Source organism: Nitrospira sp. (genome assembly GCA_016873435.1).
Taxonomy (GTDB): domain Bacteria; phylum Nitrospirota; class Nitrospiria; order Nitrospirales; family Nitrospiraceae; genus VGXF01.
Map to the genome: position 1 here is coordinate 58,090 of VGXF01000003.1, position 20,940 is coordinate 79,029.

The 20,940-nt window shown below is 62.6% G+C and carries 19 protein-coding genes and 1 pseudogene; 13 read left to right on the forward strand and 7 right to left on the reverse strand.

The window, feature by feature from the left end; translation table 11 throughout:
* Nucleotides 1–121: 121 nt before the first annotated feature.
* Nucleotides 122–349, forward strand: coding sequence for a hypothetical protein (locus FJ248_03155; GenBank protein MBM4119886.1), 228 nt, complete (start codon nucleotides 122–124; stop codon nucleotides 347–349).
* 28 nt (nucleotides 350–377) lie between these two features.
* On the opposite strand, the gene hemL is transcribed toward FJ248_03155, so the two are convergent.
* Entirely contained in the window at nucleotides 378–1,661 is a 1,284-nt protein-coding gene (gene hemL, locus FJ248_03160) for a glutamate-1-semialdehyde-2,1-aminomutase (GenBank protein ID MBM4119887.1), read from the reverse strand.
* A gap of 545 nt (nucleotides 1,662–2,206) precedes the next feature.
* Here hemL and FJ248_03165 point away from each other — a divergent pair.
* The 7 genes and pseudogenes from FJ248_03165 to FJ248_03195 all read left to right on the forward strand — a co-directional run bounded on the left by FJ248_03165 (nucleotide 2,207) and on the right by FJ248_03195 (nucleotide 8,797).
* Nucleotides 2,207–3,016, forward strand: coding sequence for an HAD-IA family hydrolase (locus tag FJ248_03165; GenBank protein ID MBM4119888.1), 810 nt, complete (start codon nucleotides 2,207–2,209; stop codon nucleotides 3,014–3,016).
* Nucleotides 3,016–4,548: an insulinase family protein gene (locus FJ248_03170; GenBank protein ID MBM4119889.1), complete on the forward strand. Its 1,533-nt coding sequence runs from the start codon at nucleotides 3,016–3,018 to the stop codon at nucleotides 4,546–4,548. The genes FJ248_03165 and FJ248_03170 overlap by 1 nt, the downstream gene beginning before the upstream one ends.
* Nucleotides 4,545–6,137, forward strand: a complete 1,593-nt coding sequence (locus FJ248_03175) for an insulinase family protein (protein MBM4119890.1) — start codon at nucleotides 4,545–4,547, stop codon at nucleotides 6,135–6,137. Before FJ248_03170 ends, FJ248_03175 begins: the two co-directional genes overlap by 4 nt.
* A 4-nt stretch (nucleotides 6,138–6,141) precedes the next feature.
* Nucleotides 6,142–6,636 (forward strand): macro domain-containing protein, encoded by a 495-nt coding sequence (locus FJ248_03180; protein MBM4119891.1) that lies wholly within the window; start codon nucleotides 6,142–6,144, stop codon nucleotides 6,634–6,636.
* Nucleotides 6,637–6,641: 5 nt separating this feature from the next.
* Nucleotides 6,642–7,478, forward strand: coding sequence for an MBL fold metallo-hydrolase (locus tag FJ248_03185; GenBank protein ID MBM4119892.1), 837 nt, complete (start codon nucleotides 6,642–6,644; stop codon nucleotides 7,476–7,478).
* Between the two features lie 84 nt (nucleotides 7,479–7,562).
* Entirely contained in the window at nucleotides 7,563–8,558 is a 996-nt protein-coding gene (locus FJ248_03190; protein MBM4119893.1) for a site-2 protease family protein, read from the forward strand.
* A gap of 50 nt (nucleotides 8,559–8,608) precedes the next feature.
* A pseudogene (locus FJ248_03195) lies at nucleotides 8,609–8,797 on the forward strand (M20 family dipeptidase).
* A gap of 3 nt (nucleotides 8,798–8,800) precedes the next feature.
* On the opposite strand, the gene FJ248_03200 reads toward FJ248_03195, so the two are convergent.
* The 4 genes from FJ248_03200 to FJ248_03215 all read right to left on the reverse strand — a co-directional run bounded on the left by FJ248_03200 (nucleotide 8,801) and on the right by FJ248_03215 (nucleotide 13,882).
* Entirely contained in the window at nucleotides 8,801–10,444 is a 1,644-nt protein-coding gene (locus FJ248_03200; protein MBM4119894.1) for a hypothetical protein, read from the reverse strand.
* A 154-nt stretch (nucleotides 10,445–10,598) separates the two neighbouring features.
* Nucleotides 10,599–11,261 (reverse strand): hypothetical protein, encoded by a 663-nt coding sequence (locus FJ248_03205; GenBank protein ID MBM4119895.1) that lies wholly within the window; start codon nucleotides 11,259–11,261, stop codon nucleotides 10,599–10,601.
* 15 nt (nucleotides 11,262–11,276) lie between these two features.
* The gene (locus tag FJ248_03210; GenBank protein MBM4119896.1) at nucleotides 11,277–12,317 is read right to left on the reverse strand and encodes a cytochrome-c peroxidase; all 1,041 of its coding nucleotides are present in this window, start codon (nucleotides 12,315–12,317) and stop codon (nucleotides 11,277–11,279) included.
* A gap of 245 nt (nucleotides 12,318–12,562) precedes the next feature.
* The gene (locus tag FJ248_03215) at nucleotides 12,563–13,882 is read right to left on the reverse strand and encodes a ribosome biogenesis GTPase Der (protein ID MBM4119897.1); all 1,320 of its coding nucleotides are present in this window, start codon (nucleotides 13,880–13,882) and stop codon (nucleotides 12,563–12,565) included.
* Nucleotides 13,883–13,979: 97 nt separating this feature from the next.
* On the opposite strand from FJ248_03215, the gene FJ248_03220 reads away from it, so the two are divergent.
* Entirely contained in the window at nucleotides 13,980–14,639 is a 660-nt protein-coding gene (locus FJ248_03220) for a haloacid dehalogenase (protein ID MBM4119898.1), read from the forward strand.
* Nucleotides 14,640–14,766: 127 nt separating this feature from the next.
* On the opposite strand, the gene FJ248_03225 is transcribed toward FJ248_03220, so the two are convergent.
* Complete coding sequence (locus FJ248_03225; GenBank protein ID MBM4119899.1) at nucleotides 14,767–15,447, reverse strand: methyltransferase domain-containing protein; 681 nt, start codon at nucleotides 15,445–15,447, stop codon at nucleotides 14,767–14,769.
* Nucleotides 15,448–15,531: 84 nt separating this feature from the next.
* On the opposite strand from FJ248_03225, the gene FJ248_03230 reads away from it, so the two are divergent.
* Genes FJ248_03230 through holA form a run of 3 tightly spaced genes read left to right on the forward strand, consistent with a single transcriptional unit; the run spans nucleotide 15,532 to nucleotide 19,698 of the window.
* A complete protein-coding gene (locus tag FJ248_03230) occupies nucleotides 15,532–17,973 on the forward strand; it encodes a leucine--tRNA ligase (protein ID MBM4119900.1) in 2,442 nt (813 codons plus the stop codon).
* Nucleotides 17,974–17,992: 19 nt separating this feature from the next.
* Nucleotides 17,993–18,673 (forward strand): hypothetical protein, encoded by a 681-nt coding sequence (locus FJ248_03235; protein MBM4119901.1) that lies wholly within the window; start codon nucleotides 17,993–17,995, stop codon nucleotides 18,671–18,673.
* Entirely contained in the window at nucleotides 18,670–19,698 is a 1,029-nt protein-coding gene (gene holA / locus FJ248_03240; GenBank protein MBM4119902.1) for a DNA polymerase III subunit delta, read from the forward strand. Before FJ248_03235 ends, holA begins: the two co-directional genes overlap by 4 nt.
* Before the next feature lie 9 nt (nucleotides 19,699–19,707).
* On the opposite strand, the gene FJ248_03245 is transcribed toward holA, so the two are convergent.
* Nucleotides 19,708–19,983, reverse strand: coding sequence for a 30S ribosomal protein S20 (locus FJ248_03245; protein MBM4119903.1), 276 nt, complete (start codon nucleotides 19,981–19,983; stop codon nucleotides 19,708–19,710).
* Between the two features lie 60 nt (nucleotides 19,984–20,043).
* Here FJ248_03245 and pyrF point away from each other — a divergent pair, with 60 nt between their 5' ends.
* Nucleotides 20,044–20,766, forward strand: coding sequence for an orotidine-5'-phosphate decarboxylase (gene pyrF, locus FJ248_03250; protein ID MBM4119904.1), 723 nt, complete (start codon nucleotides 20,044–20,046; stop codon nucleotides 20,764–20,766).
* Nucleotides 20,767–20,940: the final 174 nt, after the last annotated feature.

Consider the following 20,940-nt stretch of genomic DNA (forward strand, 5'->3'; position numbering starts at 1 on the left):
CTGTCGGTTGACAAGGCTACAACGGGGATGCTGGAATAACGTCTCTGGTGAAGCGTCGTTCCTATCTCAGCTTGCGCTGCATGCTTCACGAATAACGAAATACGCGAGGGAGGCCGAAACCATGGATATGTTTGGGAAGGTCGGGCTGGTCGAAATTCCAATCTTGATCGCTCCGGATCAGAAGGCCTGGCTGGATAAAATGATCAAGGAAGGCAGAATCGCCGTGCCGCCCGGCGGAACGCTCGAAAAGGGTTCGCTTTATTCGATGTTCATCCGCATGCTGTTGCACAATGCCATGGAGGAGCAGCGGCGGCAGGAAGCGCTGGAAGCGGACGACGACGACGAATAGATACGGGTGTAGTGGGCGAGCTGAGCCGCTAGAGAGTTTTAAAAACCAAGTGGGCCGCGGCGACCGTTTTTTTAATATCAGCATCGCTGTGGGCAGTCGAGAGAAACGCCGCTTCAAATTGTGACGGGGCGAAATACACCCCCCGCTCCAGCATGCCTTGGAAAAACTTCGCGTAGCGCTGCGTGTCAGAGGTTTTTGCCGACGCGTAGTCCGTCACCGGACTGCTTGTAAAAAATCCGGTCAGCATCGAGCCCACACGCGTTTGCGTGAGCGGCACGCCGGCCTGCTTGGCCGCTTTACCGAGGCCATCGGCCAGCGCCGCTGATTTCGCCTCCAGTTTTTTGTACACGCTGGAAGCCTTCAGCGCCTTGAGCGTTTCAAGGCCTGCCGTCACCGCGAGCGGATTGCCCGAGAGTGTCCCCGCCTGATAGACCGGCCCGGCCGGCGCAATCATCTGCATGATCTCGCGCCTGCCTCCGTAGGCGCCGATTGGAAGGCCCCCGCCAATGATTTTCCCCAAGCAGGTGAGATCCGGCATCACGCCAAAAAGTGTCTGCGCCCCGCCGTAATGGACGCGGAAGCCGGTCATGACCTCGTCAAAAATTAGCAGCGCGCCGCAGGCACGCGTGAGTTCGCGGAGCTCCGGCAGGAGCTCCGGATGCGGGGGCACGACGCCCATGTTGCCCCCGACCGGCTCGACGATGATGCAGGCCAGGTCCTTCGCGTTGGCCTCGACCAGAGCTTTGACAGCGCGCACATCATTGTAGGGAGCGGTCAGCGTGTGCTTGGCAAAGTCGGCTGGCACACCGGGCGAATCGGGTAGCCCGAGGGTGGCCACACCGGAGCCGGCCTTAGTCAATAAATAGTCACTGTGCCCGTGGTAGCAGCCGTCAAATTTGATGATCTTGTCGCGCTTCGTGTAGCCGCGTGCGAGGCGAATCGCGCTCATGACCGCTTCCGTGCCGGAACTCACGAACCGCACCTGTTCCATGGACGGCACGGCCGCGCTGATCATTTTTGCGAGGCGGACTTCCAATTCGGTCGGCGCGCCGTAGCTCGTGCCGCGCGTCGCGGCCCTCTGAATCGCCTTGATCACCGCCCCCGGCGCGTGGCCCAGAATCATCGGCCCCCAGGAATGGACATAGTCGATGAATTTATTGCCGTCTGTGTCCCATAGGTAGGCGCCTTTGGCTTTTGAAATGAACAGGGGCTGGCCGCCCACGGATTTGAAGGCGCGGACCGGGCTGTTCACCCCGCCAGGAATGTAACGTTGTGCCTCAGCAAAGAGCCGTTGTGATTTCGTGGTGTTCATGACCAATGGCGCATAGCTGGGAGCTCAAAACGAAACGAGATGCACCGTATCACGCAGCGCGGCAGACGGTCAACGCACGTAGGTGGCGACGGTGCCAATGGTTTGTTAGAATGCGAGTCTATGCGTTCGTTCGTCTCCTCCGTCGGTTCGCCCCAGCGATGGCTAGCCGGGCCGCTTGTCATCCTGCTCGCGCTCGTGGCAGCTGACGCTGGGGCGCAGGTCGGCCAGATCGCGCACGATCCGACCGACATGCTCGACAAATATCTGGAGCTCGACATCAAAGGCGTGCGCCTGGACCCGATGTCCCAGGAAGCACTGGCATCCTACACCGTCTGGAAGAGCGAGCCGGCCTGGGGGCAAACCGTCGTTGTGACGGACTACGCCGTCATCAACGATCTCAAGCAGTGGACCATCATCAGTCTCTCCGAGGTAGTGATCCCCGTCGAATACAAGGTGCTCGGGTCCGTCTCCTGGGAAACGGCCGTATTTTTCGCTGAGCCGCGCACCGAACGGGTCGGCTTCCGCATCAAGATCGTGGGCGACCGCTGGCGGATCGCCGAGCCGATCCTGCCGCCGCACATCGGCCAGAAACGTATGATCAATTACGTCCGGCAGGCCGTTCTGGACGAGCAGGAACCGACCGAGGCCGCCACGCTCAAAGTATTGCTGGGGGATTTGAAGAAGGCAAAACCGTGAAGGACCGGCATCCGCGCAAACAGCCCGTCGAGCTGCTGATCTTCGATCTGGACGGGACGCTCATCGAATCAAAGTGGGACATCGCTGCCTGCGTGAATCTGACGCTGGCCGAGCTGGGGCTGCCGCTGCGCGCGCAGGAGGAAATTTTTGGTTTCGTCGGCGACGGCATCAAGCGGCTGCTCAAGTCGGCTGCCGGCGAGGGCAACCACGCGCGGTATGAAGACGCGCTGCGCGTTTTCCGCAGACACTATCTGATACACTGCCTGGACCGCACGCGCTGGTATCCCGGTATCGAATCCATGCTCACGCACTTTTCGCGCAAGCACAAAGCCGTGGCGACGAACAAGTCCATCGAATACACGCGCGTGATCCTGAACGGACTCGGCAACCACCACTTCGCCCATGTCGTGGGCGGGGATGACGGGTTCGGCCTGAAGCCGGAGCCGGGCATGCTGCTGGCCGTCATGGACAAATTGGGCGTGTCGAAAGATAAGACGGTCCTGATCGGCGACAGCACCAACGATATCAATGGAGGCCACAATGCCGGCATCCGCGTCTGCGCGGTCGGCTATGGCATGGGCGATCGGAAGAAAATGACCGCCTGCGGGCCCGACTGGTTCGTCGAAACGCCCGAGGAACTGATGGAGGTGTTTGTCTAATGATCAGAAAGTTAAGGCTGAGGTCGAGGGCACGGGCGGCCGCGCTGGGGGGATTTGTTCTTGTTATCTTCAGCCTTAGCCCCAACCTTGACTTGAACGCCCAGGCCGTTCAAGAGAATGGCCTGGCAGGCCGCGTCATCGAGCACAGGCTGGCCAATGGCCTCACCCTCTTAATGGTCGAGCGTCATCAGGCGCCGATCGTCTCCATCAACGTCACGTTCGGTGTCGGCGGCATTAACGAGCTCACGGGCGCTACCGGGATCGCGCATTTGTACGAGCACATGGCGTTCAAAGGCACGCAGACGATCGGCACGAAGGACTACACGCAGGAAAAGCCGTTGCTCGACGAATTGGACCGGCTCAACGCTGAGATCGAGAGGCGGCGTGCGGCGGGCGCCACGGCGGGCGCATTGCAACCGCTGCAACAGGCGTTCACAGCAGTACAGGAACGGGCCGATCAACTGGTCATCGGCAACGAGATGTCGCAACTCTACCAGCGGCATGGCGCAGTCGGGCTGAATGCCTCCACCGGCAAGGACGTCACCCGCTACGTCATTGCACTGCCGGCCAACCGCCTGCCGCTATGGGCGGCCATCGAATCGGACCGCATGGCCCGTCCGGTGCTACGTGAGTTTTACAAGGAACGCGCCGTCGTCATGGAGGAGCGGCGCCTCAGGACCGACGACAGCCCCAACGGCCTGCTCTACGAAGCCTTCGCCGCCGCCGCGTTCCAGGCCCATCCCTACGGCTTTCCAACGATCGGCTGGGCCTCGGACATTCAGGCGCTGACGCCACCTCAAACAGAGCAATTTTTTCGCACCTTTTATGGACCAGCGAACGCGACCATCGCCATCGTGGGCGACATCGATCCGACAGAAACCATCGCCTTGATCGAGCGCACGTTCGGGCTTATTCCGGCCGTGCCCCCGCCCCCGCCGGTCATCACGGCTGAGCCGACGCAGCGCGGCGAGCGGCGCGTGGAGGTGGAGTTCGACGCTGAGCCGATCGTGTTAATCGGCTGGCACAAGCCGGCGCTGAGCCATCCCGACGATTTCATTTTCGATGTCCTGGAATCGGTGCTAGCCGACGGCGTCACGTCCCGGCTCTACCATCGGCTCGTCCGCGAGAAGCGCGTGGCCACGGCCGTCAGCGCAGATGGCGGGTTCCCCGGCGTGATCGCGCCCAACCTCTTCATCGTCAGTGCGGTGCCGCTGGCGCCCCATACGACGGCCGAGATCGAAGCGGCGGTCTACGAGGAGATCGAACGGCTCAAAACCGAGCCGGTGGCGGCGAAGGAACTGGAAAAGGTGCTGAACAATCTGGACGCCAACCTCGTGCGCGCGCTTCGCTCCAACGGTGGCCTCGCGGGGCAACTGGCCTATTTCCAGACGGTCGCGAAGGACTGGCGCTACGTGCTCAAGGCGCGCGAGCGGATTGCCGCCGTGACACCGGCGGACATTCAGCGTACGGCAAAGACCTGGTTCACTAGGAACAACCGCACGGTGGCGACACTGGTCCGAACGAGAAAATGATGCAAGATCAAGCCAGAACAATGAACGAAATAACAGGTACGGGCAGCATGAAGATGGAAACGCTCACAACCGATAGTCGGGTCCGATGCGAACAGCGGCCGCCGACACATTCATCATTCGTCGTTCATGCGCCATCGTTCGGGCGCCGGTTTGTGCTCGCTGCGTGGCTGAGCGCGGCGGTGATGATGACGGGCTGCGTCTTGCCGGCAGCTCAGGCGCCCGGTGACGGCGATCCGCGCACGATGCAGTTTGCCCCAGTGACTTTCACGCCGCCGGAGCCTGAGCGCCTTGTCCTGGATAATGGCCTCGTCATCTATCTGCTGGAGGACCATGCGCTGCCGCTGGTCACGATCACAGCGACGATCCGGACCGGTGCCTGGATGGACCCGTCCGATAAAATCGGCCTGGCAGGAATTGCCGGCGCGACGATGCGCACAGGCGGCACGAAAACCCTGTCCGCAGCCGCGCTGGATGAAGAGCTTGAGCACATGGCCGCGACGATCTCCACCGGCATCGGCACGGAGTCGGGCTCTGCGATGCTGGACGTGCTAGTCAAGGATCTGCCGCGTGGGGTGCGCCTCTTCGCTGATGTGCTGCAGGCGCCGGCCTTCGATCCGGCGCGGGTCGAACTGGCCAAACTCCAGACTATCGAGGGGATCCGCCGCCGCCAGGACCAGCCCCAGTCCATCGCCGGGCGCGAGTTCGCCAAGCTACTCTACGGATCGGACCATCCCTATGCGAGAGAAAGCACCGTCGCATCCGTCTCGAAAATCACCCGCGACGATCTGATCGCCTTCCACGCGAAGACCATCCATCCCAACGGCCTCATTCTGGGTGTCACGGGTGATTTTGACAAAACGGCGATGCTCGTGCTGTTGAGAGAAATGTTCGGGAAATGGAAGCCGGGCAGTGTTTCGAACATCGCCTTCCCATCCCCAAGCGTAGACCCCGCGCGCGCTGATCAAACCGTCGTGCGGTTTGTCGGCAAGCGCACGTCACAGACGCATCTGCGTGTCGGGCATCTATCCATCAAAGAGGACGACCCCGACTATCCGGCGCTGGTCGTGCTCAATGATATTCTCGGTGGGAGCTCATTCCGCAGCCGCCTGTTTAACGATATCCGCACGAAGCGCGGGCTGGCCTACTCGGTCGGCAGCTCGTTGCGTATCGGCATGCGCGAGCGGGGCGTGTGGGCCATGCGGGCGGAAACGAAGGTGGAGTCCACGCAGGAAGCGATCGGCCGCTTTGCCGCTAACGTGGAGCGGCTGCGGACGGAGCCGGTAACCGATGAGGAGCTGGCCGAGGCTAAGGACGCCTTCGTGAACTCTTTTGTGTTTTCTTATTCGAGCGCCTCGGCAATTGTCGGCCGCCTCATCGCTCTGGAATACGACGGGCTGCCAAAGGATTTTCTCCAGCAGCTCCGCGACAAGGTGGTGCAGGCCACGAAGGACGATCTGCTGGCCGCGGGCCGGAGACACCTCCATCCTGAGCGGCTGCGTATTCTCGCCGTCGGGCCAGCCGAAAGCCTGGCCCGCGTCCTGTCCTCCTTTGGCGAGGCGAAGGAAATTTCGCTGTCGCCTGAGAGTTGACCCGGTGCAGATTACTATTGTGCAGGGCAGCATTCTTGACGCCAATGTGCAGGTGATCGTGAATGCGGGGAATAGTCTTGGCCTGATGGGCGGCGGGGTGGCCGGTGTGATCAAGCGCGCCGCCGGCGCCGAGGTCGAACGCGAGGCGGTGCAGAATTCGCCCATTCGCATCGGCAAGGCCGTGTTGACGTCCGGCGGCAAGACGAAATTCAAAGCCATCATTCATGCACCGACGATGGCGGAGCCGGGCCAGCGGATTCCCATCCAGAACGTCGTGTTTGCGACCAAGGCCGCGCTCCTGCTGGCGGACGAGAAGGGGATCGAATCCATTGCCATGCCCGGCATGGGGACGGGCGTGGGCGGCGTGGCGCCGGGCGATGCGGCTCGCGTGATGCTCGACATCGTGCAGGCCTTTCAGCCGCGCGCGCTCAAAACCGTCGTACTGGTGGACGTGGATCCGCAGATGATCGCGGCGTGGCGCGACGCCGCACACAAATAGTTGCCATGCCGCTCGAAGACGATTTCTGCGACATCATCAAAAAAGCGCGCCGCGGGCACGGGCTCTCGGCCGGGGAGCTGGCGCAGGCCAGTGGCCTCTCCGCTGGGGATGTGACGATCCTGGAGCGCGCGGGGCGCCTGCCGGTTAAACAGGAAATCGAAGCGCTGGCCGCCGCGCTCCAGTTGCGCACAACGCCGCTGATGCAAATCGCGCTGGACCGCTGGATGCCGGCGCCACCGCGCGCCACGGGACCGGTCGAGACGGTCCTGGGCGACCTCAACGGCTATGCAGTGAAGGGCTACGTCGTCTACGATGCGGGCGAGGCCGTTTTCGTGGATACGGCGTATAATGAAGAGGCCATGCTGGCCGTCTTGGACCGACAGGCCCTCAAGCTGAAAGCCATCTGTTTGACGCACGGGCATTCGGATCATGCGAGTGGGCTGGACGTCCTGCTCCAACAGTATCGTGTCCCGGTCTATCTTGGGAAAGGCGACAAGCCGTTGCTCGACTGGATTCCTCCTACGGAGTTGATGAAACCGACCGAAGACGGCCAGATCATCAGCGTGGGGCGGCTGACGATCCGGTTCGTCACGACGCCGGGCCACACGCCTGGCGGTATCTGTTACAAGGTGGAGGGGGCGGGTGCCGATCTCTGTTTCGTGGGCGACACGCTGTTTGCCGGGTCGATCGGCGGCTCAAACCCCGCCACGCTCTATCAGGCGCATCTCGAATCGGTCCGGACGCGCGTGCTGACGCTGCTGCCGGATACGATTTTGTTGCCCGGTCACGGACCGGCCACGACCGTCCGCGAGGAGCGGGCGCATAACCCGTTTGCGCAATGAGCCAGGGGAATGGTTAATGGTTGATGTAGGGGCTCCTCCATTGCCCGCGAACTGTTCACCATCAACCAGGCATTTTGTGTGATTATGGACGACGACCGGCAACAGCAGCTCTTTTCGAAACAACCGCCTGTCTACGAGCGCGAGCTTGAGCCGCCTGAGCCGAAGCCGCTGCCGGTCCATCCGCTGTTGTTGTTGGACGAAGAAATCCGGAAACCCGGCTTCGCGGACTACGCCCTGCCCGCCGGGCTGTTTCTGCTCACAGCCCTCACCACGCTCTGGGCCGGGGCCTACCAGACCAACACGAATCCGTTCAAAGGCGCCTGGTCGTTTTTGACGGAGAATCCCGCGGCACTGTGGGATGGCGTGCCTTTCGCGGCGACGCTGCTGGGCATTCTGGTGACGCACGAGTTCGGGCACTGGGTCCTCTCGCGGATCCACGCCGTCCCGACGACGCTGCCACTGTTCATTCCCGGTCCGCCGCATTTCATCGGCACCTTCGGCGCGATCATCCACATGCGCGGTCCGATTTTGAACCGCAAGGCGCTTTTCGATGTCGGTGTGGCCGGACCGATCGCAGGCTTCGTCGTGGCCGTCGCAGCGCTGGTCTACGGGATGCAGATGTCGCGCGTCGTGATGGTGGAGTCCACCTACGGCATGCAACTGGGCGAGCCGCTGCTGCTGCAGTTAATTTCCTGGCTCGTGATCGGTCCGATCCCGGCGGGCTACGACGTGGTGCTGCATCCGGTGGCCTTTGCCGCTTGGTTCGGCCTGTTCGTCACGTCGCTCAATCTGATTCCCATTGGACAGTTGGATGGCGGCCACGTGGCCTATGCGCTCTGGGGCCGCCGCCAGCGGACCGTGGCGCTGGCGATGGTGCCCATCCTATTGGTGCTGGGCTTCGCCGGCTGGCCGGGCTGGATTCTCTGGGCCGGCATGGCAAGCTTCTTGGGACTCGGCCACCCGCCCGTATTGGATCCGGAGACGGCGCTGGGTCGCACGCGCGTGGTGATCGGTTGGTGCGCGCTCCTCATCTTTGCCATCACGTTTTCCCCGTTTCCGTTCTTCTTTCCGAAATCATGATCTACCCAACATGTCGCGGGGAGCAGCCGGACGGCGTCGCTGAGGGTGCGCGCCGTGGCGGCTCGATCGGTGCGGTGGCGACGATGCAGCAGGAATGGAAGGCGCCGGTTCTCTTTTTGGGCCTGAGCCTGCTGGAGCACGGCTATCACGCGCCCAACGAATATTCCGACTGGGGCCAGGCCTCGGGCGGGATAAACTCGGTTGCCGCGTATTTTTTAGAACTCACAAAGCTGCACTGAGCGTTATTTGTCCGTGAGCAGCGGCGCAAAAATCGGGTCCGCGTCTAGTACCATCTTCAACGATTCCGGACTCAATAGAAATTTCCACGATTCGGCTGAGGCGCCGCGCAGAGCGAGAAACAGTGTTCTCGCCTCCGTAAGCTTTTCCAACAGCTTCTGATTGTCCCGCTGCGGCATGAACAGCAGGCTGTAGGCCATCGTGTAGGTCGACACGAATTTATCGAGCGGCACATCGGTGAGTTGAAGGGCCTCCTCCGCTTCCTTGTAGGCCTGGAGGATGCCGGTGTCGCTGAACGTCCGGTTCCAGGCCACCTTGGCGATCCGCGACCAGGCCAGCTCGTTGAGCACGCGGGCCCTGACGGCGGTCCGCTGCGGAGGGATCTCCTTCAGCAGCGCCTCGTGCGTGGCGATTGCGATGAATTGATCAATGTTCCAGCGGTAGGCGCTGCCCAAGCGAAGCCGGTTTTCGAAATCCTGGGGGCGGATGGTTTCCAGTTGTTGCATGGCTGGCAGCAGGCGGTGAAGAAAATCGGCTGCGGAAGGCTGCGCCAGTCCGCCCATGTCCATGCCGAGCGACAGGTCCCAGCGCACCGTCTGGGCATAGGTGTTCCAATAGAGCTCGTTGAAGATCATGAAGAGGGTCTGATCGCCCACTGGAATCCTGTGCGTGCGCGCCGCGATGTCGAGCAGCATGGTGTAGAGATCGTGGCTCAGCAGCGTCAGCGCCTCGGCCTGCGATGCATCAATGAGCAGCACGCGGTTGAGCATGGCCAGACGGTCGCGGAGCTCGGGAAACAGCGACGCGCGGGCAACGGCGGCGATCAGTACTCCGGGCGCGTCGTCCGCCTGCCACCAGCGCGCGGAGTCCTGTTCGTAGCCGGATCTCTCGGCCGCAAACGGCACGGTTTGCGCCGTGGCGGTGGCGTCTTTGACGGGAAGGTTCACGACGGCCACATCGGATGGAAAGCCCAGCTTCTTCAAATCGGAGAGCACGATCCATTTCAGCGTGACGCTCTTGAGCGCCTGACGCGGGCGGCGGGTCATGTCTGTCCACTGTTTTAAACCGGGCGCATGGGATGCCGGGGCGAGAAGAGGATCCTTGTAGCCTATGGACAGCCGCACGAGCGTGGCTGGCGCGGCGAGGGTCGGGCCGCTGTCGCCGATTCGAAATGAGGCGGGAGGCAAACGGCGCTCGTCCAGTACGTCAATGAAAAGCCCGCCGCCCGGAGGAGAGAGCCCGAGCGCCTCCATGACGAAGACTGACGGCGTGTAGCGCGCGAAGTCCTCTGAGAAAAATACCAGCCGATCCTTGCCCGGCCACAGGACGTGCACGCCCTGATCAGTGTGCTGGATGACCGTGTCGTGCGCCCTGCCGATCGGTTCCCAGCAGGCAGTGTAGAGCGGGTCTGTATCGGGCGGGAATGTCTTGGCGCCCGCCGCGGCCAAGCGATACGAGCAGGCGAAGTCGAGTTTGGCGACCGCCGTCTGGTCACCGGCTGCCAGCGCGGACGTGAACTGTTGCGCCGTTTCAACAGCTGGTGACGGCTTGAGCGGCCCTTTCTTTTTCGTCGGCGCGGCCTCGGCCGGGCTGGGGCCCGCTGTCAGGGCGGCTGCAAGCCCAATTAGTAGGACGAGCGCGTGGCGCAAGGAGGTGCCCCCAAATAAGAGCGCCGCACTGTAGCATGCCCGGCCCGGTCGGAAAAGGGCTTGGCAGTGCTCGTTATGCGCGAAGCGTGAAGCGCATACGAGGCAGGTGCGTGATCCGCGTCACAAGCGACGAGCGACGGTAGTTTTTCTGGGACTACTCGACGACAAGGGTCGCGCGCATTTCGTGGCCCGGCATGTCGCAGATGAAGGGGAAATGGCTCGGACGATCAAGGACAAAACGGAGTTCCGCGTGGCCGTCCGGCGGAATGATGATACGGCGAAAGCCGTCATCGCCGAATTCGGGTGCGCCATTCCCGCTGATGTTGAGATTCACACCGGAGAAGAGCGTGAAGGGCATGAAGACATGCAGCTCAGCGTCCTGATTCTGGAAGACGAGTTTGGTTTTGCGACCAGCGTGCACGGTGACCGTGTCAGGAAGAAACTGTCGGCCCCGTATGATCACAAGGATTTCCTCCTCCTCCGCGAGCGGGGCGGCCTGTGCCGACGCGCCATCCCAGAGCGCGGCGGCCAGTGTGAACAGGAGTGCAAAGAACAGCCGGGTCACCACAACTCCGTCCGTCATTGTCTTGTTCGACCTGCGGGTGTCAGGCGTGGGAGCATTATAGTCGGGCGGCCGCCGCGCGGATGCGGCTCTGCAAGTTCGTTTTCTCCGCGAAGGCCAGCCGAGCGACGTCAATTTTCTTGCACAGATTGATCGTCCGCATGAACGCCTGCGCGAACCGGGCCATGTGATCCACATGATCACGGTAGAGTTGGGTGAGCGCGGCGGCTGACTGTTTGTCAGCCGCCGCGCCATTGCCAGAGGAACGTGTCACGGGAGCTTTGGAAGGGTGACTGTCACCGGCTCGCCGCTGAGCGCCTTGAGAAATTCGACAAGGTCCGCCTTGTCTTCCTTCGTCAGGTTCAGTTTTTTCATGAGAGGGCTGAGATGGGGATTCGCCCCGCCGCCCTGATCCAGAAAGTCCACCACGGCTTCCAGCGTACCGAAAGCGCCATCGTGCATGTAGGGCGCGGTCTCGGCGATGCTGCGGAGCGTCGGCGTCTTGAAGGCTCCCTTGTCAACTTCTCGCTTCGTCACGTAGTAGCGGCCGAGATCCTCCTTCATCGGACCGACCTGCGGTACGCCAAGATTGTGGAACTGGTTGTCTGTGAAGTTTGGCCCGTTGTGGCAGAGCAGGCAGCGGCCCTTGCCTTTAAAGACCGCCATGCCGCGGATTGCCGACTCGGTCAGGGCACGTTTGTCGCCCGTGACATATTTGTCGAAGGCAGAGTTGGTCGAGAGGACCGTCCGCTCGTAGGCCGCAATCGCGTCGGCGATGCCCTGGAGGTTCACATCAGCCCCGAAGACGGCGCGGAACTGCTTGCGATACCCCTTGATCTTGTTCAGCTTGGCGACGACGTTTTCGTGCGTTTCCCCCATCTCGGTCGGACTCTGGATCGGTCCGATCGCCTGTTCCTCCAGAGAGCCCGCGCGGCCATCCCAAAACTGCAGATGGTTAAACGCCGTGTTGAACACGGTCGGCGACTGGCGTCCGCCGACGGCACCACCGATGCCAATGGAGGTCTGTCGTGGATCGGCGAATCCAGTTGCAGGATTGTGACAGAAGGCGCAGGAAATCGCGCCGTTCCCGGACAGCCGCCCGTCAAAATAGAGTTGCTTGCCCAATTCTACCTTGGCCGTGTAGTTGAGATTGTTCGGTGGTACCGGCACAGCGGTCGGCAGGGGACCGATGTCCGGAACGGCCACGCCCCCCACGAGGATCAAATCGTCGGCGTGCACGGGCTCCATCGCGCCGGCCACCGCCAGCACCACGCCGGCGAGCAGCCATGCGGTCGTGCGCACAGAGTTCATGATGCGCCTCCTTTCAACAACAGCGTTTGCAGCGCTCTCCCATAAAACCGTTTTCTGACCTGCGTACGGATCATCTCTATGCAGGGGGGGTATTGCCGCGCAGCGACTCCAGCACGACGGTCCGTTGCGCCGTGACGGTCAGCGATGCGGACTGACTTTAGGATATTCGCGGCCGGGGTCATGTTTTTTACGATAATTCTAAAAAGTGAAAATAGCAAGACCGCCCGCCGCGAGCGTGACCAAGGCTATTTCTTGCGGACGAGGAGGTGGATGGGCGTACCGGGGAGCCCGAACTGCTCGCGGAGTCGGTTTTCGAGAAGCTTCAGGTAATTGGTCGTGATGTTTTCCGGATGGCCCACGAAGAAGGCAAAGGCCGGCGGCTTGGCGGCGACCTGCGTGATATAGGCCGAGAGCGTGGCCTTGCCAGGTCGGCCCTTTTTTACCGGCAGGGGATGTTGCGCGAGGACGTCCTGGAGGAACTTGTTCAACTGCCCAGTCGGGATGCGGCCGGTGAAGGCGGCATTCACACGGTCGAGCAACGGAAACACCTGTGCCACGGAATCCGGCTTTAGCGCTGAGCCAAAGAGCACCGGGGCCCAAGGAATGAAGGGTAGGCGGCGTTTCAATTCCTGCGTGTAGCGGTCACGCGCGCCAGCCTCGCCAGAACGCAGATCCCATTTGTTGACGAGGATCACGCAGGCCCGACCCTGCTTGAGCAGGAGGCCGATGATCTTTGTGTCCTGCTCGGTGATCCCCTCCACGCCGTCGAGCACCAGCACGGCGATGTCGGACCGGCCCATCGCGCGCATGGCCCGCGCGACGCTGTAGCCCTCGATCCCACGCTCGACGCGCCCACGGCGGCGGATGCCCGCCGTGTCAGTGAACAGGTAGCGGCGTCCTTTATAGGCGACGATCGTATCGATGGAATCGCGTGTCGTGCCCGGCACGTCACTCACGACCATACGTTCCTGCCCCAGCAGCGTATTCACGAGCGTGGACTTGCCGGCATTGGGGCGACCCACCACCGCAATCTTCGGCATCTCCGCAGGCTCCGGTTCCTCGCCCGGCTGAGGCAGCAGCGGGACGAGGGCTTCCAGCAGGTCATCCACGCCGAGACTGTGCTCGGCCGACACCGGATACAGCGGATCGAATCCAAGTTGGTAGAAATCAGCCAGAAGCGATTCGGCCTTAGGCGTGTCGATTTTATTGACGGCGACGAAGAGCGGCTTCTTTGTGCCGCGCAAGAGGCCGACGATTTCCTCGTCGGCTGGCGTGAGGCCGGCGCGGCCGTCCATTAACAGGATAAGAAAGTCGGCCTCGGCGATGGCGAGCTGCGACTGGTGCTTGATGAGCGCGACCATGCCCTCAGTGGAGCTGGGTTCGAGGCCGCCCGTGTCCACAAGTCGGAAGTGGCGGCCACGATAGGTCCCGTCCGCGTAGTGGCGGTCGCGCGTGACGCCGGGGACGTCGTCCACGATCGCGGCCTTCGTGCCAAGAATACGGTTAAACAGCGTGGATTTGCCGACGTTCGGCCGTCCGATGATAGCGATCAGCGGCGCGCGCATGCGCCGGACCGTAACACAGCATCGGAGTGAAGACAAGAAACCGTGCGACCCCCGGCCTTGTGTATAATACCGCTGCCGAATTCTTTGGAGGACGCCGGTGCCCGACGCAATCGACTGGACACAGGTCGACGACGTGCTGCTGGATATGGACGGCACGCTGCTCGACCGCGATTTTGACAATTTCTTCTTTGAAGAGGAACTGCCGCGCCGCTATGCGGCGCTCCAGGGGATGGACGAATCGGCGGCGCGCGAGAAACTCTTTGCGCTCTACCGGTCGGTCGAGGGCGAATTGGCCTGGACCGACCTTCATTACTGGACGAAAACGACCGAGATCGATGTGGTGGCGCTGACGCGGGAATTCTCCCATCGCATCGGCTATCTGCCAGGCGCGGAGGACTTCCTGCGTGCGCTCCGTCTGCGCGGCAAGCGCGTCGTCATCCTGACCAACGCCCATGCTGAGGGCGTGGCCATCAAGTGCGCGAAAACGGGGCTCGACAAGCAGGTGGACCGGATCGTCAACGCCTTCGAAGTCGGCGCGCTAAAAATGCGCGAAGCCTATTGGCCGGCCTGCCAGCGGCGCCTCGGCTTCGATCCCGCCCGCGCTCTGTATATCGATGATGACGAAGCCTGCCTCGTCGCCGCCGACACCTTCGGCGTCCGGCACATCCGGCACAGTGCCAAATCCAGCACGAAGCGGCCCGCCTGCCTCTCGCGACACTATCCGTCGCTCGAACGGCTCACGGATCTGCTGGCATGATGGATCGGCGCGACCGCCTGACCGGGTTCGTGTGGCCGCTCGTGCTGGTGTCGCTGGCAGGAGCGGCAACCGTCTTCGGGCAGGCGCCGCCCAGGCAATGGCCACTGCCGGGGCGTAGCGATTCCGTTTACGCCTGTTTCCCGGAAACGGCCTGATTGCGATCGGCCGCTCCACCCGGGGTGCCGATGGGCGTGTGCGGGGTGGCGATACCACGGTACATGGCGCCCGCCACGCGCGGGACGCCCTCCATTTGAAACCGTTCTAGTTGCGTGATGATGAGGCCTGCCTGTCGAATGATTGCCTCGATTTGGCGGTTGAGGTGGCAGCCGCAGGCGATGAGACGCTGAAACGGTGTGAGGCGGTCCTGCCAGAGGGCGATCTTCGGATCAGGGCTCCTGCCGTGCTCCAGAAAAATGAACTGCCCGTCCGGTTTGAGCACACGCCGGACCTCTCGCAGGGCAGCGACCGGATCGGGAATCGTGCAGAGGGTCCAGGTGCTCACGGCCCAGTCGAACCGGCCTGATTCGAACGGCAGGGTCTCCGCACTGCGACGAAGCAGCTTGACGGGAATGGCCCCCTCCGCGGGGTGCTTGTGCACGAGCGCGTCTGGAAAATTTGCGGGATCCACGGCGGTCAGCCACGTGACGCTCTTCGCATAGTGCGGCAGATTCAATCCGGTTCCGAATCCGATTTCCAGCACGTCCCCCCGCGCGGGTGCCAGCGCCTGTTGGCGCAGCTCCTGAAAATGGGGCGCGCGCATGATCCAGTCCATTGCGCGCGGGAAAATCCGGTCGGCGTAGAAGCTCATGGCAGGTTACGCAGTATAACAAACCGCGCCGTACGCAATCTTGTGAGCCCCTGCGCCGTGTGTTAGATTCGCCTCGGTCCGCGCATGGGTAACACCTATGATCATACGGCCATCGAGGCCAAGTGGCAGGCCTGGTGGGAACGGGCACGCGTGTTTCGCGCGACGGACGATCCCGCCAAGCCCAAGTTCTACTGCCTTGACATGTTTCCCTATCCTTCGGGGTCGGGGCTTCACGTCGGGCATCTCGAAGGCTACACGGCCACCGACATCGTGGCCCGCTATAAGCGTATGTGCGGCTTCAACGTGCTGCATCCGATGGGCTGGGACGCGTTTGGGCTTCCGGCCGAGCAGTACGCCGTGAAGACGGGCGTGCATCCCGCCACAACCACTGCGCAAAACATTGCCACCTTCAAGCGCCAGATGCAGCGCGCAGGGCTCTCCTACGACTGGGACCGCGAACTCAGCACGACCGATCCGGCCTATTACCGCTGGACGCAGTGGATTTTTCTCAAGCTTTTCGAGCGTGGACTCGCCTACGTGGCCGAGGTACCAGTCAATTGGTGTCCGGCACTGGGAACAGTGCTGGCCAACGAGGAGATCGTCGATGGCAAGAGCGAAGTGGGCGGCTTCGACGTCGTGCGCAAGCCCATGCGGCAGTGGGTCCTGAAGATCACTGCCTACGCGGACCGGCTGCTGGAAGATCTGAAACTGGTGGACTGGCCGGCTAGCACGCTCGAGATGCAGAAAAACTGGATCGGCCGCTCGATCGGCGCGGAAGTGGAGTTCGCGCTGGCCGGCATGAACGGCAGCCTCCGCATCTTCACCACCCGGCCCGACACGCTGTTCGGCGCGACCTATATGGTGCTAGCGCCCGAACATCCGCTGGTGGACGTCGTCACGACAACCGATCGGAGCCAAGAAGTCGCAGCCTATCGCGCGGCGGCGTCGCGCAAGAGCGATCTGCAGCGTCAAGAGCTGGACAAGGACAAGACCGGCGTCTTCACCGGCAGTTACGCCATCAATCCGGTCAACGGCGAGCGGCTGCCGGTCTGGATCGCCGATTACGTGCTCATGAGCTACGGGACCGGCGCGATCATGGCCGTGCCCGCGCACGACGAGCGCGACTGGGCCTTCGCGCGCACGTACAACTTGCTGATCCGCGAGGTGATCCACGGCGGCGACGTGTCGAAGGCCGCCTTCGTCGAAACCGGTCGCGGGACCGTGGTGAATTCTACGACGCCTGACGGCTCTTTCTCGATTGACGCTCTCACGCCGGCCGACGCGAGTCCGAAAATCACCGCCTGGCTTGAGAAGAGGGGGAAGGGCAGGAAGGCGATCAATTATAAGTTGCGCGACTGGCTTTTCGCGCGCCAGCGCTACTGGGGCGAGCCCTTTCCGATCGTCTGGACGGACGGCGAAGCGAAGCCAATCCCGGAAGAGCAACTGCCGTTGCCGCTGCCTGAAACGAAGAACTTTAAGCCGTCGGGAAGCGGCGAGAGTCCGCTGGCAAATCTCGAGGACTGGCTGGTGACAACCGATCCGAAGACTGGACAGCCAGCCCGCCGCGAAACCAACACGATGCCGCAGTGGGCCGGCTCCTGCTGGTACTACCTGCGGTTCATCGATCCGAAAAATTCCAGCTGCTTGGTCGATCCCGCCAAAGAGCGCTACTGGATGCCGGTGGACCTCTACATCGGCGGCAGCGAGCACGCGGTGCTGCATCTGCTCTATTCGCGCTTCTGGCATAAGGTCCTACTCGACATCGGCGTCGTGAGCACGCCCGAGCCGTTCAAGAAACTGGTGCATCAGGGCATCGTGCTGGGCGAGGACAACCAGAAGATGTCCAAGTCACGCGGTAACGTCGTCAATCCCGACGAGATGATAGACCGCTTCGGTGCCGATGCGGTGCGGATGTACGAGATGTTCATGGGGCCGCTCGAGGCGATGAAGCCTTGGAGTACACGCGGCGTCGAGGGCGTGACACGGTTTCTGGACCGCGTCTGGCGGATGCTCGTCCACGAGGACGGGACATTGAGCCCGGCCATCGTTACCACTGCGCCGACCGCCGAGCAGCTCCGGCTGCTGCATCAGACGATCAAGAAGGTCACGGACGACCTCGAAGGCCTGCGGTTCAACACGGCCATTTCGCAGATGATGATTTTCACCAATGAGATGACGAAGTTCGAGCGTCGTTCGCGCGCCCTGCTGGAGCCGTTCGTCCTCCTGCTGGCGCCCTTCGCACCGCATCTCTGCGAAGAGCTGTGGGAGAAGCTGGGAGGCAAGCCCAGCGTCTCGCAACAGTCCTGGCCGGCCTTCGACCCGGCGCGCGTGGTATCCACGCGGGTCGAAATTCCGCTGCAAGTCAACGGCAAATTGAGGAGTAAAATCGAGGTGCCGGCCGACTGGACGGAGGCGCAGGTCGTCGAACTGGCCAAACAGGACGCGAAACTGACAGAGTGGCTGCAGGGCCAGCCGCTGAAAAAAGTGATCTATGTGCCGAAGAAACTAGTCAACTTTGTGGTGTGAATAGAGCGGAGAGTGATCCGTGAACAGTTCTCAGCTCGCAGCTTTTTTAAGGATTCAGGCGGGGTGCGTCCGACTGATCGCGGTGTACTGTCTGCTGAGCGGGGCATCGTGCGGCTACCAGTTCCGCGTCGAGGGGGCCGGGCCGACCATTGGAGGGAGCAAGCCGTCGCCTCAGGCGGACGTGCTGCGGTTGAAGATCGTCAACTTTGAAAACAAGACCAGCGTTCCGAACATCGAACTGAAATACATCGGGTATGCCCGCCGGGAATTCGCCGTGGGCAGCGGCACGCGCGTGGTGAGCGACGGCGAGCCCGCCGATCTGATTCTTAAGGGCACAGTCAACGCCGCGGGCGGGGGAGGGGCGCTGAGCTTCTCGCTCCAGGGGACGTTCGAGAGCCGGGCAACGGCGAGCGTGAGCGTCACGGTAGAGGAGGTAAAGACAGGGAAAAAAATCTGGACTCAGGCCGCCACCGCTTCGGCAGAGTATTTTCTGACAAACGATCTGCAATTCAATCAGGTGCTGGAAACGCGTGCGATCGAGCAGGCGGGCCGTTTGGCGGCGCAGGATCTCGCCACGCGCTTCCAGAATTTTCTGGATCTACGGGGGCGGCAGGCGCCCGCCGCTGGGCCCAGCGCGCCGCCCACCGGCACGGGGGGCGACAGAACCGTGGCGCCGAACGCGAGCGGAAAGACGCCATGAACGCCTGTGATCTCGAGGCGACGATTCAGCGGCAGGGCGTGGCGCCGCTCTATCTGGCGCTAGGTGAGGAGGACTGTCTGCGCGATCAGGCCCTGGCCGTTCTCAAGAGGGCGGTGCTGGGCGACGCATCCGGCGACGGCGGTCCAGCATCGGGATTGAGCGTGTTTAACTATAACGTGCTCTATGCTGACGAGAGCGATGCCTCGGAAATTCTCGCGAGCGCCGGGCAGGCACCGGTCTTCGCGGAACGCCGCTATGTCGTCGTCAAATCGGTGGAGAAGCTATCGGCGAAAGACGGCGAAGCGCTGCTCGATTATCTCAAGGAGCCGTGCGCATCTACCACGCTGGTGTTCGCTGCCGCCAAGTTGGACAAGCGGCTGAAGTTCTCGAAGGAACTGCTGGACCGCGCCATCACCATCGACTGCGCGCCGCTGCCGGAGGCCCGCCTGGTGGAATGGATCCGGCAGGAAAGCGTTCATGCTGGCGTCCAGTTGAACGCGGAGGCGACGACGGCACTGGCCCAGCTCGTGCTCTCCTTAAAAGGAGACGCAGGCGGTGCGTTGAACTTGCTGCGCCGCGAACTGGAAAAGCTGGCATCCTATGTGCCGTCGGGCTCGACTGCTGGCGTGAAGGACGTCGATGCGGTGCGGGGCGGGGAGCCGGGCGCTTCGGTGTTCGATCTGGCCCGTGCCATCGCCGGGCGACACGAGGGCCAGGCGCTCTGGATTCTGGCAAGAAATATCGATGCGGGGGAGGAGCCGCTGCGGATTCTGGGCGCGCTGGCTTGGCAGTTCCGCGCCATCTGGAAGGCAAAGGACCAGCGCCGGTTCAGCGGGCCGGGCGCCGATCTAAGCGGCGCCTTCACGGAGCCCGATCTGGCCACGGCGCTGCGGCTTTTTGCCGAAGCGGATACGAAATTGAAGGGTGGCGCGTCGGGATCGTCTAAGCGGCTGGTGCTGGAACGGGTGGTGCTGGGCCTGTGCCGGTTCGAGCGGGATCGGGGCGCGCGGCCGCGCGCGTCGTGACGGCGGAAACTACGCCTTGGCGGCCAGTTGATTGACCCTGATGGCGAGACGGGAGATCCGGCGGGACACTGTGTTGCGGCGCAGGATGCCCTTGCTGCGCGCCTTGCTCAGGGCCGCGGTGGCTTCGCGCAGGGCAGTCTTGGCGGCCGCCGCGTTCTTGGATTCGAGGGCGGCCAGGACCTTCTTGATGACATTCTTGACCGAGCTCATCGCGGCCCGGTTGCGCGCAGCGCGCCGTTCGGCCTGTCGCGCCCGTTTGATCGTCGATTTGTGTACGACTGGCATGATCCGGCTCCAAATTTATGAGAGAAACGAGGGGCAGTTTGTAACACAGAAAGGAACACCATGGCAAGCGTGAACGCCAGAGACCGGCTGATCCTCGCAATGGACGTCCCGTCGGGCGACGAGGCGGAGCGCCTGATGGCGCGCGTCGGCGACTCCGTGCGGTTCGTCAAGATCGGGCTGGAGCTCTACACGGCGGCGGGATCGGCGATCGTGGAATCCGCGCTCGCGCAGGGCAAGCGCGTGTTTCTCGATCTGAAGTTCCTCGACATCGAGGAGACGGTGCGCCGCGCCACGGCGCGCGTGGCGGCCATGGGCGTGGATTTCCTGACCGTGCACGCCAACCGCAAGGCGCTGACCGCGGCAGTCATTGGGCGCGGCGCGCGGCGGGCCGACGGCCTCAAGCTGCTCGCCGTGACGGTCCTGACCAATTTCGACGCCAACGATCTGCGCGACATGGGCATGCAATGGAGCGTGGCCGACCTTGTGGCTGCGCGCGCGAAGCTGGCGCACGAGGTCGGCTGCGACGGCGTCATCGCTTCCGGTGAGGAGCCGGCGGCCATCCGTCAGAAGGTCGGCGGAAACTTTCTGATCGTGACGCCGGGCATCCGGCCGTCCGGTATGGGCGCCGACGACCATGCGCGTGTGACGACGCCGACGCAAACCATCAAGGCCGGCGCGGACTATCTCGTCGTGGGCCGGCCCATTCGGGATGCCGCTGATCCGTGTGAAGCGGCCGACGCCATCGTCCGCGAAATGCAGGCCGCCTTCGACGCGCGCGGGTGAGGTCCGTGATTCGTCAATTGTCATTCGCCCCGCCGGTTGACGATTGACCGGAGACGCGGTTCGCTTGTAGGATGCAGTCCTGCCATGCAGAAGCAGGTTGAGGTCAAGGTCGAGGTTGCGGAAGAAAAATCCTTCCTCTCTTCATCCCCAGCCTCAACCTGAACCGTAGTCTTT

What these genes read in the sequence shown, in the direction of transcription:
- FJ248_03155 (MBM4119886.1), top strand. Translation starts at nt 122, where the DNA reads ATGGATATGTTTGGGAAGGTCGGGCTGGTCGAAATTCCAATCTTGATC.
- hemL (MBM4119887.1), bottom strand. Translation starts at nt 1,661, where the DNA reads ATGAACACCACGAAATCACAACGGCTCTTTGCTGAGGCACAACGTTAC.
- FJ248_03170 (MBM4119889.1), top strand. Translation starts at nt 3,016, where the DNA reads ATGATCAGAAAGTTAAGGCTGAGGTCGAGGGCACGGGCGGCCGCGCTG.
- FJ248_03175 (MBM4119890.1), top strand. Translation starts at nt 4,545, where the DNA reads ATGATGCAAGATCAAGCCAGAACAATGAACGAAATAACAGGTACGGGC.
- FJ248_03185 (MBM4119892.1), top strand. Translation starts at nt 6,642, where the DNA reads ATGCCGCTCGAAGACGATTTCTGCGACATCATCAAAAAAGCGCGCCGC.
- FJ248_03190 (MBM4119893.1), top strand. Translation starts at nt 7,563, where the DNA reads ATGGACGACGACCGGCAACAGCAGCTCTTTTCGAAACAACCGCCTGTC.
- FJ248_03205 (MBM4119895.1), bottom strand. Translation starts at nt 11,261, where the DNA reads ATGGCGCGGCGGCTGACAAACAGTCAGCCGCCGCGCTCACCCAACTCT.
- FJ248_03210 (MBM4119896.1), bottom strand. Translation starts at nt 12,317, where the DNA reads ATGAACTCTGTGCGCACGACCGCATGGCTGCTCGCCGGCGTGGTGCTG.
- FJ248_03215 (MBM4119897.1), bottom strand. Translation starts at nt 13,882, where the DNA reads ATGCGCGCGCCGCTGATCGCTATCATCGGACGGCCGAACGTCGGCAAA.
- FJ248_03225 (MBM4119899.1), bottom strand. Translation starts at nt 15,447, where the DNA reads ATGAGCTTCTACGCCGACCGGATTTTCCCGCGCGCAATGGACTGGATC.
- FJ248_03230 (MBM4119900.1), top strand. Translation starts at nt 15,532, where the DNA reads ATGGGTAACACCTATGATCATACGGCCATCGAGGCCAAGTGGCAGGCC.
- holA (MBM4119902.1), top strand. Translation starts at nt 18,670, where the DNA reads ATGAACGCCTGTGATCTCGAGGCGACGATTCAGCGGCAGGGCGTGGCG.
- FJ248_03245 (MBM4119903.1), bottom strand. Translation starts at nt 19,983, where the DNA reads ATGCCAGTCGTACACAAATCGACGATCAAACGGGCGCGACAGGCCGAA.
- pyrF (MBM4119904.1), top strand. Translation starts at nt 20,044, where the DNA reads ATGGCAAGCGTGAACGCCAGAGACCGGCTGATCCTCGCAATGGACGTC.